This is a genomic window from Shewanella amazonensis SB2B, from assembly GCF_000015245.1.
In the GTDB taxonomy this organism is placed as follows: domain Bacteria; phylum Pseudomonadota; class Gammaproteobacteria; order Enterobacterales; family Shewanellaceae; genus Shewanella; species Shewanella amazonensis.
In genome coordinates, this window is the sequence record NC_008700.1 from 4,046,163 (window position 1) to 4,063,847 (window position 17,685).

At 55.7% G+C, this 17,685-nt stretch carries 17 protein-coding genes; 10 read left to right on the forward strand and 7 right to left on the reverse strand.

Features of this window, described 5'->3' with window-relative positions; translation table 11 throughout:
- Positions 1–127: 127 nt before the first annotated feature.
- On the reverse strand, positions 128–1,243 hold the full coding sequence (locus SAMA_RS17780; protein WP_011761524.1) for an aminotransferase class V-fold PLP-dependent enzyme: 1,116 nt from the start codon (positions 1,241–1,243) through the stop codon (positions 128–130).
- The gene (locus SAMA_RS17785) at positions 1,240–2,418 is read right to left on the reverse strand and encodes a PrnB family protein (protein ID WP_011761525.1); all 1,179 of its coding nucleotides are present in this window, start codon (positions 2,416–2,418) and stop codon (positions 1,240–1,242) included. Before SAMA_RS17785 ends, SAMA_RS17780 begins: the two co-directional genes overlap by 4 nt.
- 152 nt (positions 2,419–2,570) lie before the next feature.
- Here SAMA_RS17785 and SAMA_RS17790 point away from each other — a divergent pair, with 152 nt between their 5' ends.
- The 4 genes from SAMA_RS17790 (at position 2,571) to ovoA (ending at position 6,686) form a co-directional block, all read left to right on the forward strand.
- Positions 2,571–3,035, forward strand: a complete 465-nt coding sequence (locus tag SAMA_RS17790; RefSeq protein WP_011761526.1) for an Lrp/AsnC family transcriptional regulator — start codon at positions 2,571–2,573, stop codon at positions 3,033–3,035.
- 101 nt (positions 3,036–3,136) lie between these two features.
- Positions 3,137–3,691 carry a TFIIB-type zinc ribbon-containing protein gene (locus tag SAMA_RS17795; protein WP_232280502.1) on the forward strand — a complete coding sequence of 185 codons (555 nt, stop codon included), beginning with the start codon at positions 3,137–3,139 and terminating at the stop codon, positions 3,689–3,691.
- Between the two features lie 18 nt (positions 3,692–3,709).
- Positions 3,710–4,336, forward strand: a complete 627-nt coding sequence (locus SAMA_RS17800; RefSeq protein WP_011761528.1) for a Type 1 glutamine amidotransferase-like domain-containing protein — start codon at positions 3,710–3,712, stop codon at positions 4,334–4,336.
- A 220-nt stretch (positions 4,337–4,556) separates the two neighbouring features.
- Positions 4,557–6,686: a 5-histidylcysteine sulfoxide synthase gene (gene ovoA / locus SAMA_RS17805; protein WP_011761529.1), complete on the forward strand. Its 2,130-nt coding sequence runs from the start codon at positions 4,557–4,559 to the stop codon at positions 6,684–6,686.
- 309 nt (positions 6,687–6,995) lie between these two features.
- Here the strand turns inward: ovoA and SAMA_RS17810 are convergent, their stop codons facing one another.
- Positions 6,996–8,543, reverse strand: a complete 1,548-nt coding sequence (locus SAMA_RS17810) for an AbgT family transporter (RefSeq protein ID WP_011761530.1) — start codon at positions 8,541–8,543, stop codon at positions 6,996–6,998.
- Positions 8,544–8,759: 216 nt separating this feature from the next.
- Between SAMA_RS17810 and ppnP the strand changes: the two genes are divergently transcribed.
- From ppnP to glnG, 4 genes are all read left to right on the forward strand, one after another.
- Complete coding sequence (ppnP, locus tag SAMA_RS17815) at positions 8,760–9,068, forward strand: pyrimidine/purine nucleoside phosphorylase (RefSeq protein ID WP_011761531.1); 309 nt, start codon at positions 8,760–8,762, stop codon at positions 9,066–9,068.
- A gap of 101 nt (positions 9,069–9,169) precedes the next feature.
- Entirely contained in the window at positions 9,170–9,706 is a 537-nt protein-coding gene (locus tag SAMA_RS17820) for a DUF4124 domain-containing protein (RefSeq protein WP_011761532.1), read from the forward strand.
- A 126-nt stretch (positions 9,707–9,832) separates the two neighbouring features.
- Positions 9,833–10,879, forward strand: coding sequence for a nitrogen regulation protein NR(II) (gene glnL, locus SAMA_RS17825; protein WP_011761533.1), 1,047 nt, complete (start codon positions 9,833–9,835; stop codon positions 10,877–10,879).
- A gap of 18 nt (positions 10,880–10,897) precedes the next feature.
- On the forward strand, positions 10,898–12,310 hold the full coding sequence (glnG, locus tag SAMA_RS17830) for a nitrogen regulation protein NR(I) (RefSeq protein WP_011761534.1): 1,413 nt from the start codon (positions 10,898–10,900) through the stop codon (positions 12,308–12,310).
- Positions 12,311–12,375: 65 nt separating this feature from the next.
- Here glnG and SAMA_RS19240 read toward each other — a convergent pair whose 3' ends face one another.
- The 4 genes from SAMA_RS19240 to SAMA_RS17850 form a co-directional block, all read right to left on the reverse strand.
- A complete protein-coding gene (locus SAMA_RS19240; RefSeq protein WP_011761535.1) occupies positions 12,376–12,921 on the reverse strand; it encodes a porin family protein in 546 nt (181 codons plus the stop codon).
- Between the two features lie 255 nt (positions 12,922–13,176).
- On the reverse strand, positions 13,177–13,746 hold the full coding sequence (locus SAMA_RS17840; protein ID WP_011761536.1) for a porin family protein: 570 nt from the start codon (positions 13,744–13,746) through the stop codon (positions 13,177–13,179).
- A 181-nt stretch (positions 13,747–13,927) separates the two neighbouring features.
- The gene (gene fieF / locus SAMA_RS17845; protein WP_011761537.1) at positions 13,928–14,797 is read right to left on the reverse strand and encodes a cation efflux pump FieF; all 870 of its coding nucleotides are present in this window, start codon (positions 14,795–14,797) and stop codon (positions 13,928–13,930) included.
- 123 nt (positions 14,798–14,920) lie between these two features.
- A complete protein-coding gene (locus SAMA_RS17850; protein ID WP_011761538.1) occupies positions 14,921–15,412 on the reverse strand; it encodes a Spy/CpxP family protein refolding chaperone in 492 nt (163 codons plus the stop codon).
- Between the two features lie 197 nt (positions 15,413–15,609).
- Between SAMA_RS17850 and SAMA_RS17855 the strand changes: the two genes are divergently transcribed.
- Positions 15,610–16,296, forward strand: coding sequence for a response regulator (locus SAMA_RS17855; protein ID WP_011761539.1), 687 nt, complete (start codon positions 15,610–15,612; stop codon positions 16,294–16,296).
- Positions 16,293–17,654 carry an ATP-binding protein gene (locus tag SAMA_RS17860; RefSeq protein WP_011761540.1) on the forward strand — a complete coding sequence of 454 codons (1,362 nt, stop codon included), beginning with the start codon at positions 16,293–16,295 and terminating at the stop codon, positions 17,652–17,654. Before SAMA_RS17855 ends, SAMA_RS17860 begins: the two co-directional genes overlap by 4 nt.
- The last annotated feature ends 31 nt before the right edge of the window (positions 17,655–17,685 follow it).

The following is a 17,685-nucleotide window of genomic DNA, read 5'->3' on the forward strand; positions in this document are numbered from 1 at the left end:
CTTTATCTGCGGTTAGCAGATAAAGTTGGCGGAAAACAAAAAAGACGCCCCGGACTCAGGTCCGGGGCGTCTTTTTTGGGCTTATGACAACCAAGACAACTATGTCGCCTCCACCGTGCCATGCGCCTTACAGTGCGCCTCGTACGCACTCAATAAAACGCTGTATATCGGCCTCATCGTTATAGAGATGCGGTGATACGCGCATACCGTAGCGACGATTGTCGACGCTGATACCGGCATCATTGAGGGCGGCCATCACCGCTGCAGTGCTGTCTCCGAATTGCAAAATGGCAGTACCGCTGCGGCTTTGTGCCTGCAAAGGGCCTGCACCATACTGGTGCAGCTCATTATAAAGCATTGAAACCAAAGCCTGATTATGCGCTCTCACCTTGTCGGCACCCAGGGTCGCAAACCAGCCAATGCTGTGTGCGCCAATCACATAAGGCGCCACAGAGGGGGTCCCACCCCAAAATCGCAGCGCCGACGGATGGTAGCGAAAGTCGTGAATATTGAACTCAAAGGGGTTTTCATGGGAAAACCAACCCACATCCACAGGCTCGCATTCCGCAAGCCTTTCGGGATTCACCCACAGGTAGGCAGCGCCCGGCCCGGAGCAGAGCCACTTCACCGCCGAGCCAATCAGAAAGTCAGGTGCCAGCTGAGCCAGTGATAAGGGCACGGCCCCCGCCGACTGGGCCACATCCACCAGAGTCAAGCTCCCCAGCTCACGACAACGCGGAACCAGCGCTTCCACTGGTGACAAGGCTCCAAGGTTGGAATACGCATGGCTGATAAACACCAGATCCAGTCCCGGGGTTAAATACGCCTCCCAGGCATTGGCATCTGTAATATCGATACCCGCTGGAATGAATTCCAGACGGGCATGGGGCAAGGCCCGCTGCAGCGCAAACCCCATGGACGGGAAGTCTTCCTCGCACATCAGAACGCGCGCGCCCGGCACGTTAAGCCTTGGATGCGATAACACCAACTTGGTCAGTGCCGACGACAAATTCACCTGTGGACAAAAATCCCTGGCGTTACCATCAAAGAGTTGTCCCAACGCCGTGCGAAACGCTTCAACGCCAGACAACCAGTCACCCCAGGGCTCTCGCCCCGATTGACACCATGGCTGCCAATAATCCTGCTCGAATCCTTCCTTGGCAGATTTGAGCGGTCTGCCAACCGAGTGGCTCAGCAGATAGGTGCCATCGGGTAGAAAAAATGCTGATTTATGGTCACTCATAACAAGGTCGCCTTCAGTCGCGCCACATCCTGCCAGGCAGTGCGTATATCGCTGCGCTTTGCCGCGGCGCGTCTATCCCTGAGTTTTTCCAGCGCACCAATGAGCACATGCAGTGGCGGGCCACTGGCGGTCACCTTGGACATATGTTGCTGTTGCATGTTCACCGACGGCTCGGCAATGTATTTGTGCACCAGTTGGTCGTGATGCTGGATAGCGGTTTGGCCATGGAGCTCACACACCTCAAGGAACAGGCTTAAATTGTCCTGATACCAGCTCTGCTCCTTGGCGCCCGTGGCGGCCAGGAAATGCTCCATCAGGCTGCTGCGGCGCATGCAGTCACGCAAAATGGCCTGATCTTCCGGCATCATGTAGAGAAACTTATCCACCAGCATCTGGGAATAGGAAGGCTCGTTGGCGTAACAAAGCCCCAGCAACAGATCTATCACGTTGATGCCTGCGAAATCCCCCGCGTTGGCGCCCCGATACACCTGACTGCCCACCCGGTAAGGCTTGTAGTATGGGCGCACACAATAGAAGAAACGGTCGGTATCCAGCTCGTTGAACAGGGTAGTATTTGAATCCATCACATCCTGCAACGCCTGACGGGCGACCTTGAGCAAGTCGGCGGTGATGGGGTGAGATACCCCCAGCGGCAGGATTTTCAGCAGCGCATCGGCGGCGCGCTTATAGGCCAGAATACCCTTGGTGTTGTAGTCCACAAATAGACGCTCATCGGGCAAATCGGTAAATCGCTTGTATTTGCCATCCCGGGCCAGGTTATGGGTAGTCAGGTGCGCGGTGGCAAACCGCGGCGTTACGCCGATGGAGGCACCTATGTGCATCGCCAGCGCCGATGCCTCCACCAGCGGGGACTGGGTCTCCCGTGTTGGCTCGGTAATTTCGTGGCGGCGGCAAGCGGCCATATACAGGCCCACATTACCAAGCAAATCGAAGGCAGCATCGAAGCCTTCATCGGTATTGCCTTCATCCAGCAGAGCACAAATATGCTTGCGACCCTCGGTTTCCAGCTGTGCCTTCAGGTCATCACCAACACCAGTCACATTGGCTTTATCGGTTTGCAGCCAATAGAGGTGTTCGAGTTCATTATTCAGTTCTACAAAACGGGTACGAAGCCAGTCATCAAAAGCTTCAACATTCAGTGTCATGGGTTTCATTATTATCGTTCTCCATGCTCAGCCATTCGGGCAGAGCCTGTATCAGCCTAGCACAGAGAAACGGGGCATTTTCACCAAAGCGGGGCGACAAAGCTCTGTCTATTGGAGATAATCAATAATAATTAAACAATAAATATCGGATTTCACTCATCATGGGCCAGCTGGATAAGAAAGACCTCGCTATCCTTGCCGCACTGCAACGCAATGGCCGTCAGAGCATCACGGAACTCGCCGCCTCGGTAAACCTATCTGACACCCCCTGTTTAAGGCGTATTCGTCGCCTCGAGCAGGAAGGCTATATCACGGGGTACAGCGCCGCCATTAACCACAGGAAAGCGGGCTTCGAGGTGATAGTCTATGCCTCGGTCAGGCTCAGCGAAAACTCCGACAGGGCCGCCGAACAGTTCGAAGCTGCGGTTGCCCTGTTGCCGGAAGTGATGGAGTGTTCGGTGATAACCGGGGCCCACGATTACCTGCTCAAAATCGTTGCCAAAGACCTGCTGGCCTACGAGCGTTTCGTCAAAAAATCCCTCGGTAGCCTGCCGGGGGTATCGGGCATCGAGTCGACTCTGGTGCTCAAACAAACCTTTTGCCGCACGGCACTGCCATTGGACTGACCAATCATTGCCGGTCTTGAGCGGCAACTGAAAATCCCCTAGTCTGGGAAAGCTTTCAAATTTAATGTCCCCAAGCCACGTAAAGCTCATACAAAGGATTGATGATGCACTGCAGCGCCTGTAAACACGGTAGCCTGGTTCCTACCCGGCTCGACAACCTCTTCTCTGCCCACCGTTGTAATCACTGTGGCGGCCACTGGGTTCTGATTGACGACTTTGTCACCTGGAAGCAAGCCAATCCCGACACCGAATTTGAGGCCATTACGGCCGTAGAAGACAGTGAAGATAGCCCCATGGCGCTGTTTTGCCCAATGAGCCATACCCTGATGCGCAAGCTTAAAATCAGCACAGACACAGACCACAGGCTCGACTACAGCGCCGCTGTGGGTGGCGTATGGCTGGATAAGGGCGAATGGCCATTGCTTAAGTCCATGGGGCTTGCCAGCTGCCTGAATTTACTGGTGACTCAGGAGTGGCAAAATCGCTTAAAACAAAGCCAAACTCAGGCCAATTTTGGCGAACACTACCGCCGCAAGTTTGGTGACAGCACCTACACTGAACTTAAAAGGATCCGCGACTGGTTACAGGGCCAGCCCAATAAAGCCGAGCTCAAGAGTTACCTGCTGGCAGACGATCCCTACAGCACCAAACGATAAAGGAGTAAGGAGCAAAAGATGTCGCTGCTGTTACTGAGTGATACCCGCGCTGACGAAATTCGGGCCTGTCTGGGCAATTGGCTGACCTCCATCGGTGACAATCCCAGCGTGGGCTACCTGGCCTCCAGCGCCGATCCCACCCGTGAATACTTTCAGCCCATAGTCGAACTCTACGATAGCCTGGGCGCACAGATAACCGCTTTTGCAGAACCTATCCACGGACCGGACTGCGAACTCTACGAGCCGCTGTTTGCCTGCGACATCATTCATCTTTGCGGTGGCAACAGCTTTGAATACCTGCACCATCTTGGTGCGAGCGGTTTGGATGAGCGCCTGAAAGCCTTTGTCGCAGCTGGCGGCCATCTGGTGGGTGTCAGCGCCGGAGCCATCCTGATGACACCGGACATTGCCTCCGCGGTCTACTGTGGCGACGAGCCCGTCGTACCCTTTCAAATCACTCAAGGCCTGGGGCTGGTCCCCTTTGGGGTCATCCCCCATGTTCAGGACAAGGCAGCGCTGGCAGCCAGGCTCCAAGACAGTGACGTGAACGGCGACCTGTACCTGATGGCAGACACAGATGCCATTGAGCTGAGGGGCAGTACGCTTCACACTACAGGCACCCCCACTCTTTTGGCAGCGGAATAGCCGGGGCCGGGTTAAGGCCCATGCCCAGGGACTAACCATTCGGCACAGGTTATGGGTGTGCCGATTAATTGATGCGCATTGAAAGCCATTATCGGATGACAAGGTCTATCAAGCTGATCCGCACATCAATTCTGGCCGTAATGCCTCGCTGTCATTCTCAGCACTTATATTGATTGGCACAGCTGCCGACAGCCATATCCGTACAGGGGAAAAACTTGCCATGGAACTACTGACCGCACCGCCCACGCCTTTGCTCAGCGGCGAGGACACTCAAATCAAACGCGCTGAAATCAAAGCCTATTTCCAAAACAGCTGGGCTCGGTATGAATCCCTGTTTTCCCTGATTTCCAATGACGATGCCTACTTTAAGAAAGCCGAGCCACTGCGCCATCCACTGATTTTCTACTTCGGCCACACGGCAACTTTTTTTATCAATAAACTCAAGCTGGGCAAATACATAGACGAGCGCATCAACGACCATTTCGAGTCAATGTTTGCCATTGGTGTGGACGAGATGTCCTGGGACGACCTGAACGACGCCCATTACGACTGGCCACAGGTTGATGAGGTGCGAGCCTACCGCAATGCGGTGCGAGCCCTGATTGAAAGTCTTATCGACACCATGCCACTGGAGCTGCCCATCGGCCAAAGCAGCCTCGCCTGGGCCATATTGATGGGCATTGAACACGAGCGCATTCACCTCGAAACCTCCTCGGTTATTATCCGCCAGTTGCCCCTTGAAGATCTGACGCCTTCAATGCAGTGGCCCGAGTGTCGGGATTATGGCGAGGCGCCCGATAACCCGCTGATACAGGTCAAAGGCGGTGATATCAGCCTTGGCAAAGTCGATGAAGATCTAACCTACGGCTGGGATAACGAATACGGCCGTAGCCGTCACCACATCAGCGATTTTCGCGCCAGCGAAAAACTGGTGTCCAACGGCGAGTTTATGGCCTTTGTTAAGGCCGGTGGCTACAAGGAGCCAAAGTGGTGGAGCGACGAAGGCAACGCCTGGCGTGAATACACCAACGCCAATATGCCGCGCTTTTGGCGCCACATTGACGGCCGCTGGTATCAGCGCAACCTCTGCAGTGAAATCCCGCTGCCACTCAATTGGCCGGTGGAAGTAAACCAGCTGGAAGCCAAGGCGTTTTGTAACTGGAAGGCGGCGACTACTGAGCGCAGTATCCGTCTGCCCACCGAGGCCGAATGGTATTGGCTAAGGCGCGAGCTTGAAGGCGATATGACCGCCATAGGCACAGCCCCTGCCTGGCGCGAAGTGCCGGGAAATCTCAATCTCGCCCACTACGCCTCATCCTGCCCGGTGAACCGTTTCCGTCAGGGACGCTTTTTCGATCTGGTGGGCAATGTGTGGCAATGGACCGAGACTCCCATCGATGGCTTCCCGGGTTTTGCAGTGCACCCGCTGTATGATGACTTTTCCACCCCCACCTTTGATGGTAAACACAACCTCATCAAAGGCGGCAGCTGGATTTCCACCGGCAACGAGGCCATCGCCGCCTCACGCTATGCGTTTCGCCGTCACTTCTATCAGCATGCTGGCTTCCGCTACGTGGAGTCCAGCCAATCACCGGATGAGGGCGTGAAGATGAATGTGTATGAAACCGATGAACTGATCTCCCAGTATCTGGAATTCCATTACGGCCGCGAGTACTTCGGCGTCGCAAATTTCTGCGTCAAAGGTGTGCAGGACGCACTGGCCGAAATCAACCTTGAGCGCCACACCAGGGCGCTGGACATCGGTTGCTCCGTGGGCCGCGCCAGTTTTGAGCTGGCACGCCATTTTGATGCCGTGGATGCCATCGATTTCTCCGCCCGATTTATCCAGCAGGCCTATGCCCTCAAGGAGCAGGGTGAAAAGCGTTACACCATTCGCACCGAAGGTGAACTGGTGGAATACCGCACCGCATCGCTCGCAAGCCTTGGCTACAACGAGGTGAAGCACAAAATCGACTTCCTGCAGGGTGACGCCCTTAACTTAAAGCCCCGCTTCAGTGGCTATGATTTGGTGTACGCCTCCAACCTTATCGACAGACTGAATGAGCCCAAGGCCTTCCTTGAGCAAATTCACAGCCGCATCAATGCAGGGGGGTATCTGGTGATTGCCTCGCCTTACACCTGGCTTGAAGACTACACACCCAAGGCCAATTGGCTCGGTGGTATCAAGGTTAACGGTGAAAACTTCACCACCCTCGATGGCCTGACAGAGACATTGATCCCCCACTTCGAACTGGTGGCGGTGAAGGAAGTGCCCTTCGTCATTCGCGAGACCAAACGTAAGTTCCAGCACAGCCTGTCGGAGATGAGTATCTGGCGCAAACGCCAATGAGTTTCTGCAGATAGACAAACGCCCGCAATTGCGGGCGTTTTTATTAGGGTCGCACAGCTCTGGCTTTGATAGCAGCGACAGTTCAAGGCATTCAACTGAGGGCATGCCGGGGCCTGCTGAAGTTGAATAACGCCGAAATAGTGTTGCTATCAAAGCCCCGCAGGGCGCGGCTTAAAGCGGTATCTGCTACGTTACAGTTCTTGCGAAGGACTAGGGCCATTCGCTGCAAACTGTGCCTTGCATCTATCCACTTTAAGCACACGCAGAGCAAGCACGGGACTTATTCGCACCTTCCTTAGCTTACGTAGCCTACAGACCGTAGGTGTAGCTCGCCTGCAGGCCCAGCGGGAAGCCCAGGGTCCAGTACAGCAGCAGGAAGGCGGTCCAGCCCACCAGGAACACCACCGAGAACGGCAGCATCATGGCAATCAAGGTACCTATGCCGGTGTTTTTCACATACTTCTGGCAATACACCACCACCAGCGGGAAGTAAGGCATCAGCGGGGTGATGATGTTGGAACCTGAGTCGCCCACCCGGTAGGCCGCCTGGGTCAGGTCGGGGGAGATATTCAGCTGCATCAGCATGGGCACAAAAATCGGCCCCAGCAGCGCCCACTTGGCCGAGCTTGAGCCCACAAACAGGTTCACAAAGGCGGTGAGGAAGATAATGCCGACAATGGTCACCGCACTTGGCAGTGCCAACGCCTTAAGCACCTCGGCCCCTTCAATGGCCAGCAAAGCCCCCAGATTGGACTGGCTGAAAGCCGCAATAAACAGGGCACAGAAGAAGGCCATCACTATGTAATAGGCCATGCTGCCCATGGACTTGGACATGGCATCTATCATGTCCTTGCTCTTTTTGAAGGTGCCCACATAGAAGCCGTACACGGCGCCGGGGATCCAAAACAGCAGGAAAATCAGCGGCACTATCGATTGCATCAGGGGCGCACTGAAGTCAGACAAATTACCGCTCTTGGCCCTTAGCGGAGAATCCGCCGGGCTTGCCGCCAGATACAGGAGCACCAGCCCAGCCACCATCACGGTTACAGCCAGCAAAAAGCCCTGCTTCTCACGTGTGCCAGCCTCGTCGAACTTGGGTAGGTTGGAAGTATCTCCATCGATTGGGGTATTCGCCAGACGCGGCTCAATCACCTTGTCGGTGAGATACCAGCCCAGCAGCACAATCAGCAGGCTCGACGCCGAGGCAAAGAACCAGTTATTCAGCGGGTTGATGGCGATTTCCGGGTCGATGATTTGCGCCGCGCTCTGGGTAAAGCTTTGCAGCAAGGGATCCAGCCCCGAGGGCACAAAGTTGGCGCCAAAACCGCCGGAGACCCCGGCAAAAGCCGCAGCAATGCCCGCCAGTGGATGACGACCCATGGCGTAGAAAATCACTCCGGCAAGCGGGATAACCAGCACATAGCCCGCATCCGTCGCAGTGTGGCTGACGATGGCAATCAGTATGATGGATGGTGTCAGCAGCCTGGCCGGTGTCACCTTGAGCATCATCTTCAGGCCGGTATTGATAAAGCCCGAATGCTCGGCCACCCCAACCCCCAGCATGGCCACCAGCACCACCCCCAGCGGCGCGAACGAGGTGAATGTTTTCACCATATTGGCGAGGAAGCCCGCCAGCGAATCACCGGTCAGCAGGTTATGCACCACAATGGCTTCGCCGGTGCGGGGGTCAATGGCGCTGAACTCAAAGCGGGAAAACAGCGCCGACAGACCCCAAATCAGCACCATGGCCAGCAAAAATATCACTGCCGGATCCGGCAGCTTATTCCCGGCCTTCTCGATGCCATTCAAAAACTTGCCAAGGAGGCCTCCCTCCCGGGTCGCCGTACCTGTCTCCATGCTGTTGCTCCCTTTATTGATTTTGGTTTTGTTAAATTAACCCACCATCCTAGAACGGAGGAATGAAATACAACTTAAGGAAAGTCACTTTTCCAGCAGTAGCCACACCGCCACGCTGGCCGAAATCCAATCACATTACAGCATCAAATTATTCATTGGCCTGTAGCCGCGTTGCCCTTTATATTCGAGTAATCGCAGCTAAAGGAGAGGAAAACTATGAAGGTTTTGGAAAACGTGAACGTCGCCCTTAAGGCCAATGTGTACTTTGACGGTAAGGTCACCAGCCGTGCCATCTACGTTGGCGGACAAAAGCAGACTATCGGCGTGGTATTACCGGGCGAATATGAGTTTTCCACCACTCAGCCTGAGCAAATGCAGGTGACCAGCGGCTCCTTTGAGGTGCTGCTGCCGGGGGAGAGCCAGTGGCAAACCTTCGCTGAAGGCAGCACCTTCAATCTGGACGCCGATGTCAGCTTCTCAATTCGTGCGACGGACGTTGCCGAGTACCTCTGCAGTTATCTCTGACGCCGTATTTATCCTTCAGCGTGCAGAAACACCCTGAGTTTGGCGACTTTCTGCACGCAAACCGCTATCTTTAGTCACATGTGAAACTACAGGATAGGCTTATGCGCACCTTTACCCTTCTTGGCATGCTGGCCCTTAGCTTGAGTGTTCAGGCGAATGTCTATAAATGGGTCGACAAAGACGGCAAGGTTCATTACAGCGATAAACCCCAGCCCAACGCCGAAGTTGTTGAGCTGAAAGAGACTTCCTCCAATCAAATTCGTTTGGACGTGCCCGCTGCCATTCCCAAGGCAGACACCAAAGTGGAAGCCATCGAATACCAAGTATCCATTCTGACCCCCGAAGCCGACGAAACCATTCGCAATAACGAAGGCAAGTTTGAAGTCACGGCCACTGTCACCCCCGAAAAGCCAGCCAACGCCCTGTGGGTGTTACGTATTGACGGCAAGGTGTGGGGCGATGCGATGGACGTGCCGCTGTTTCGGGTCAGCGAACTGGACCGGGGTGAACACAGCATTGAAGTACAACTGATTGCCAGAAATGGCAAACCGATTGCATCCAGTGGCAGTAGAACCCTGTTTTTGCACCGTACCACCCTGTTGCAGCAACCCAAGGCGGTTCCCATTTCGGGCAATTGATAAAATAAAAACAACTATAACAATAAGTTAATCAAACCCAACTCACGCCAAAGGCCACTGCTGACACTTGCGGACTGCACCATATTGGTGCACCATATTGGTGCAGACCCAGTCAGGAAAGGCCCGATGGATACTCAAAACCTGCTCAATCACCTGGTGACCGCTGTACTGGTCATAGACTCAGGTCTAAAACCCTGCTTTGCCAATGCTGCTGCCGAGCAGTTGCTTGGCACCGGCAGTCATCGCCTCAGCGAACAAGCCCTGACCGATATTTTTCAGTTGCAGGAAGTACCTGCCACCATACTGGCCGATGCGGTACGTCAGGGACTGGGGCTGACGGTCAACACCGCCAGCCTGGTCACCTTCGATGGCCAACACCACACGGTGGATCTCACCCTGATCCCACTGGAAAATGAACCCGGCCTGAGTTTGCTTGAGCTGCGTCAGGTGGACCAGCAGCGCCGTATCCACCAACAACTGACCCAGGATGCCCAGCAGCAGGCGGCACAGTTTCTGGTGCGTAACCTCGCCCACGAGATAAAAAATCCCCTCGGTGGCCTGCGGGGCGCGGCGCAGTTACTGTCCCGGGAGCTGGAAGATGAATCACTCAAGGAATTCACCACCCTGATTATCGAACAGGCCGATCGCATGCGCGCCCTGGTGGATAAGCTGCTGGGGCCACAAAAGCCCACGGCGCATCTGCCGCACAACATCCATGAAGTCGCTGAAAAAGTGATCAAGCTGGTTGAACTGTCCACGCCTGCCAATATCCGTGTCATCAGGGACTACGACCCTTCCATTCCCGACATAGATTTGGACGCCGACCAGATGCAGCAGGCGCTGCTCAACATAGTGCAAAACGCTGTGCAGGCACTGGAAAACAGCGGAGGCACCATCACGGTGCGCACCCGCACCAGCCACCAGGTCACCATAGGCGCCCAGCGTCACAAACTGGTGCTGATGTTGTCTGTTATTGATGATGGCCCGGGGATACCGCCGGAATTGATGGATACCCTCTTCTACCCCATGGTAACCGGCCGCGAACAGGGCTCTGGCCTGGGGCTGTCCATCGCCCACAACATCGCCAGGCTTCATGGTGGCCGCATCGACTGCGACTCAGCCCCCGGTCACACCCAGTTTGTGCTCACCCTGCCCATTAAAACCGGAAAATAGGACCCAAAAGGAGACTGCATGAGTATCAGTGAACAGGTTTGGATCCTCGACGACGACAGCTCTATCCGCTGGGTGCTGGAAAAAGCCCTCAAGAGCGCCCGCATCACCAGCGCCAGCTTCGCCGCAGCAGAGTCTCTGTGGCAGGCATTGGAGCTGAGCCAGCCGCTGGTGATAGTGTCGGACATCCGCATGCCCGGCACCGATGGCTTAACGCTGCTGGAGCGTATTGGCCTGCATTACCCCCATATTCCGGTCATCATAATGACGGCGCACTCGGACCTCGACAGCGCCGTGGCCGCTTACCAGTCCGGCGCCTTTGAATACTTACCCAAGCCCTTCGACATCGACGAAGCCATCGCCCTGGTGGAGCGGGCACTGACCCATGCCAGTGAACAGGCGCCCCAGGCCAATACCAGTGAACCGGTCAAGGCACCGGAAATCATCGGTGAGGCCCCTGCCATGCAGGAGGTGTTTCGCGCTATCGGCCGTCTGTCACGCTCATCCATCAGCGTACTGATCAACGGCCAATCCGGTACGGGCAAGGAATTGGTGGCAGGGGCGCTGCACAAACACAGTCCCCGCAAGGACAAGCCCTTTATCGCGCTGAACATGGCAGCCATTCCCAAGGACCTGATTGAATCTGAGCTGTTTGGCCACGAGAAAGGTGCCTTTACCGGCGCTGCCGGTGTGCGTCAGGGCCGCTTCGAGCAGGCCAACGGTGGCACCCTGTTTTTGGACGAGATCGGCGACATGCCCCTGGATGTGCAAACCCGGCTGCTGCGGGTGCTGGCCGATGGTCAGTTTTACCGTGTTGGTGGCCACTCACCGGTGCAGGTGGACGTACGCATTATTGCCGCCACCCACCAGGATCTGGAGCGGTTGGTGCAACAGGGGCAATTCCGGGAAGACCTGTTTCACCGCCTCAATGTGATCAGGGTGCATCTGCCACCACTCAGGGAGCGCCGTGAAGATATTCCGCAACTGACCCGCCACTTTCTGGCCGCCGCCGCCCGGGAGATTGGCGTTGAAGCCAAGATACTTGCCAAAGAAACCGCCGCCAAACTGCAGCAGCTACCCTGGCCCGGCAACGTGCGCCAGTTGGAGAATACCTGCCGCTGGCTCACAGTAATGGCATCGGGGCAGGAGATACTGCCACAGGACCTGCCACCGGAGCTTTTTAAAGATCCGGTCGTCCATCATGCCGGCGCCGTGGTGGCCGGAGACTGGGAGAGTGCCCTGAGGGATATAGTCGATAGACGCCTCGGTGAAGGGGAGTCGGATCTGCTGGCTGACATGCAGCCCACCTTTGAGCGCATCATGCTCGAAGTCGCGCTCAAACATACCCAGGGCCATAAACAGGAAGCCGCACGACGTCTCGGCTGGGGCCGTAACACCCTTACCCGCAAACTCAAAGAGCTTGAGATGGATTAGCACCTTTTGAGACACAAAGAAAAGGGACGCAGCATGCGTCCCTTTTCGTTAAACAATCGGCTGACTCAGAAGCGCCAGTGCAGGCCCACGCCATAATGGTCCATGCGCGTGTTGGCAAAATAGTTGTTCAGCTCATCGTGCTCGGGCTCAATTTCACTGAATTCATAGAATACCCGCATGGCCAGATTGCTGGAGAAACTGATATCTACGCCAGCGCCAAGCAGGTAACCCGTACCCTGATAGTCATCGTCCAGGCTGTCGTCACTGGCAATCACCTGATACACCACACCGCCTTTGAGATAAACAGTGACAGTGTCGCTGAATGCATGGCGCACAGTGGGGGCAAAAGTCAGGCCCACGACCTGCAGGTCGACACCATCAATAAAGCTGTCGGTACCGAACACGCTGGTTTCGAGACCAAAGCTGTCGTTGAAGTTATAACCGCCATAGGCACCCAGGCCCCAGGCCGACTCATCGAAGGGGCCAATTTTATCATCGAGATTGGTGTTGCTGACGTAGCCACCGGCGTAAAAACCGAGATCTTTGGCGGCAAAAACAGGCGAAACGGCACACAGCATCAGGGCTGAAGCCAAAAGACACTTGAGTTTCATCGGACATCCTTTTTCTGTTGAATTGGGCATCCCACTGTGTCTGCCCACTATTCCTTGGTTGCAGTTGCCTATTTTAGCGCCTATCTCCTGAAAAAATAAACCTTTAGCATGCTCTGGGCACTGGTTTCAGGGGTACCGGTTTCAGGGGAACTGTATTGTGTTGAAGCGCACTGAGCTGCCAGCCTTAGCGTCAGGCGAAAAAAAAGGATGCCTTGGCATCCTTTTTAAGTGCGACACAGCCTGATTAACACGCGGTCAGAACTGGTAGTGCAGTCCCAAAGAGATCTGGGAAATCTTCACGTTGTCGATTTCACCATTGTAGTAATCGTTGTCGAACCAAAAACCATCTTCATCCAAATCGCCACGGGTTTCATCGTAGCTCAGGCGCAGGTTCAGTTTTTCGGTCAGCGCAGCGTTAACGCCTACACCCCAGGTTAGGCCCCAGCCGGTGTAATCGGCATCGAATGGGCCATAGTCCACCACCACGGCCATGGAAGCCACACCCACTTTGGCAAAGGCAGAGAAGGTATCATTGAAGTGGTAAGTAAATTTTGGGGTAAAGGTCAGGGCGCCCGCACCGACATCCACGCCGTCCTCTCCCAAATCGCCACTGGCAAACAGGTTGGCTTCCAAACCAAACCATTCGTTGAAGTTGTAGCCGCCGTAAGCACCAAAACCTACGCCATCGGACGAGCCTTCACCGTCACCGGAGGCTTTCACCTGATTGATGGCACCCCCCACGTAAAAGCCGGTGTTATCGGTTTCCGCCATGGCACCTGTGCTGGCGATGAGTGCGGCCAGGGCCGCCAGTTTCATTTTGTTCATTGGATTTCCTTTCACGACATTGCTGGAGTTATGCCGGAGAATATCGTCCAAGTCTGCTGAACAATTGCTGAATGTATCAATACGTTAAGAAATAATTATTTCACAACAGTAAACCGGGTTAACCCAAGGTTTCCTGGCAGCGCAAGACCACACGCCGAGGCCACATTCACTAACACAGGGATTACACCGGGTCCTGGTGAATGATGATTTCCGCCTCGGGGAAAGCCGTACGGATACGCGCCGAGGTTTTGTCCGATAGGCGGTGTGCCTCACGAAGCGGCAAGTCGCCATCGAGCTCCAGATGCAACTGAATAAAGATAGTTTGGCCAGCCTGGCGGGTCTTGAGGTCGTGCACACCTCTCACCCGGGCATCTTCTTTGGCGAGGGTCACAATGGCGCTGCGCATGTCCTCATCGAGTTCCCTGTCCAGCAATGCCTGAATCGAGCGATACCCCAGTCCGAAGGCTTGCTGACCGATATAGAGCGCTATCAACAACGCAAACAGACCGTCGGCCCACCAGAGTCCGTACTGGGCCAGCACCAGTGCCAGCAGCACAGCGCCGTTCAAAAACAAATCCGACTTGTAGTGCAGCGAGTCGGCCTCCACCACAGTGCTGCCGGTGGCGGCCAACGCCTTCTTCTGTAATGTCACCAGCGCGAGCGTGAGCACAATGGCAATGGCGGAGACCCAAATACCCAGGATGGCATGCTCCAGCGGCGCGGGACTCAGGAGCCGTTCGGCGCCATGAAACAGCAACAGGAAGGCAGATCCCAAGATGAACGCCGACTGCGCCAGGGACGCCAACGGCTCAGCCTTACCGTGGCCATGCCTGTGCTCATCATCTGCCGGTGTCAACGCATAACGGATGGCAATGAAATTCACGATGGACGCCAGGGCATCGGCGAAGGAGTCGGTAAGCGATGCCAGCATACTGGCCGAGCCGGACCAAAGCCAGGCCAGCAGTTTTATCACAATCAGTGTCAGGGCCGTTGCCACCGCCGCGCGGCTGGCAAGCTTGACCCAGAAGGCATAATTTCGTTCCGCAGACATAAAAAGAACCACACAAAGCAGGTGGTTCTCTTATAACAAATTTTGTGCAGCTACGCCCGTTCTGGGTCGGGAAACGCGAGCCGGCGCAAGGCGCCGGTGTGTCAGGGCAAGCTGTACCTTGGCTTAAAACGCTTCCTGGCGTTCTTTACGACGCTCTTCCCGGTCGGCTTTGCGCTCGTCAAACCGGGCCTGAAACTTGGCTTTTTGCTCAGGGGTCAGCAGTTGATACATCTGATGCTGCAGCTTCATGGCTTCCAGTGCACGGGCTTCACCCTTGGCCTGGCGCTCGGCAATCAGGGCCTTGGCCGCCGCTTCGTCGAAGGTCGCCGCACTCATCAGCGCTTTCATCTGCTCATGATGAGCCGTGCGGGTGGCCTCATCTTTGCCTTCGCGCTGGGCTTTGCGCTCGTCTTTATGGGCCTTCATCAGCTCACGGAACTGAGTCTTTTGCTCATCGGTCAGATCCAGGCCACGGAACATGTGGCGCATATTGTCCATCATGGGGCGACCTTCATGACCCCCTTCGTGATGGGGATTGGCCATGGCGACACTACCGAGCAGCGCACTGCTGGCAACCAGCGCAATCAGACCACGTTTGATCATTAACTTGTTCATATATCACCTCATTGTGATTGGTGGGACTTGTGTGTTTCGACAGTTCCCAGTGTATTGTGGTCAATGTCAACAAGGGTGTCGCACGGGTAAAAAAGTGTAAAGATCGGCGCCGCCTGCTTCTTTACACAGACTTACAAAGGTAAAACACCCATTGACGTACGGCTGGTTATACTGGGAGTCCTGATCCCGGAGGTTAAATGAATCACTTGTTGCTTGTTGATGACGATCCAGGTTTGTCTGAGCTGTTAAAAGAATTACTGGAGCTGGAAGGCTTTGTCCTCACCCTCGCCCACGATGGCGCCGAAGGACTCAGCAAGGCCGTCAGCAGCCACTTTGACCTCATTCTGCTGGATGTGATGCTGCCTAAATTGAATGGCTTTGAAGTGCTTAAACAGCTGCGTAACCACAAACAAACGCCGGTGCTTATGCTCACCGCCCGCGGTGATGATATCGACCGGGTCGTGGGGCTTGAAATCGGCGCCGATGACTATCTGCCCAAGCCCTTCAACGACCGCGAGTTGGTGGCCCGCATTCGTGCCATTTTGCGCCGGGCTCAGCCGGGCACACCACAGAGTCAGCCACCGGAAGAGATACAACTTGGTGACCTGAAATTAGATCCCAGCCGCCAGGAAGCCTGGTGCGCCCAGAGCCTTATCAATCTCACAGGTACCGAATTTGCCCTGCTGCTGCAGCTGGCTTCACAGGCAGGCGAACTGGTGAGTAAAGAAACCCTGAGTGAAACCGTGCTCGGCAAGCGCCTGATGCCCTTTGACCGCAGCCTGGATATGCACCTGTCGAACCTGCGCAAGAAGTTGCCCGAGCGCAGCGATGGTCGCCCCAGGGTAAAAACCATCCGTGGTAAGGGATATATCTGGCTGAAATGAACACCCAAACCCTGCCCAATCGCCTCTTTATCAAACTGCTGCTCGGTTTCTGGCTATGCAGCTCTGTGGTGCTGGTTGCCGTAGGCAGCCTGCCACTGCTGCAACAGCAGCGGGAATCCACCCCCATTCCCAAAGAGCTGCAACAGACTCTGGATAAGATTGCCAGGGCGATTGAGCGGGAGCCTGAACTGATGGAGCCAGAGCGGATGCGGCGCTGGGAGCGCTCGCGTCACGCCGACGGCAAGCCCATGCGGGTATTTATCACCAATGAGGAAGGCCGCATTCTCGGCGAGCGCCAACCCCGCTCTCTGCGTAAATTTATCCTGCTCGCCGAAGAAGCCGAGCGCCCCATCATGTATCAGTTCCGCGATGAAATGGTGTTTGGCCCCAAGGAGTTCCATGTCGATGGTAAGGAATACCACCTCTATGGCCGGGTGCCAGGGCAGCATCCACGGCCACTGTTCCTGTTTTTTATCGAGCACAAGTTGCTGACACTGGGGCTCGCGGTGTTGGTCTCGGGGCTCTTGTGCGGCCTGCTGGCATGGCACCTTGGCAGGCCCCTTAAGATGTTGAAACAAAGCGCCGATGCCTTGGCACGGGGCAACCTTGGCAGCCGGGTCGATGAAGCCACCCTGAATCGCCGGGATGAGTTGGGCCAGCTGGGCCATGCCTTCAACGCCATGGCCGAAGCCATTGAGCAGCAGGTCAACAATCAGCAGCGACTGATGGGGGACATCAGCCACGAGCTGCGCACCCCCCTGACCCGGCTGCAGCTGGCGCTGGCATTGGCACGCAAGCGAGGTCAGGACAGTAATGAGCTAAACCGTATTGCCCACGAGGCCGAGCAGCTCGATGCCCTGATAGCCGAGCTGTTGACTCTCTCCCGGGTGACCATGGGCGCCACCGAGGCCAAAGTTGACATCGAACTTGCCGAGACCCTCGGCCAGGTATTGGATGATGCGGAGTTTGAAGCCAGCGAATGCGGCAAGCATCTGGCCATTGAAATGGACGACAACCTGCTGTTAAGCCACACCCCCAAGTTATTGGCACGGGCGGTGGAAAATTTGCTGCGTAACGCCATCCGCTACGCCAGGCTGCAGGTCAGTCTGACTGTGACAGACACTCAGGACCGCATTGAAATTCAAATTTGTGATGATGGCCCCGGCGTGGCTGACGCCGAACTCGAAGCCATCTTCCGTCCTTTCTATCGCACCGATAAGTCCCGCGAGCGTGAGAGCGGCGGTTGGGGGCTTGGCCTCGCCATTACCGCGGCGGCCATCGAAGCCCAGGGCGGCAGCATCAGCGCCCAAAACAGGCCAACCGGCGGCCTGTGCGTAACGATTTGCTTGCCGCGTTAACTTTCTGAACTTGCGTCCGACAATCGGCTGT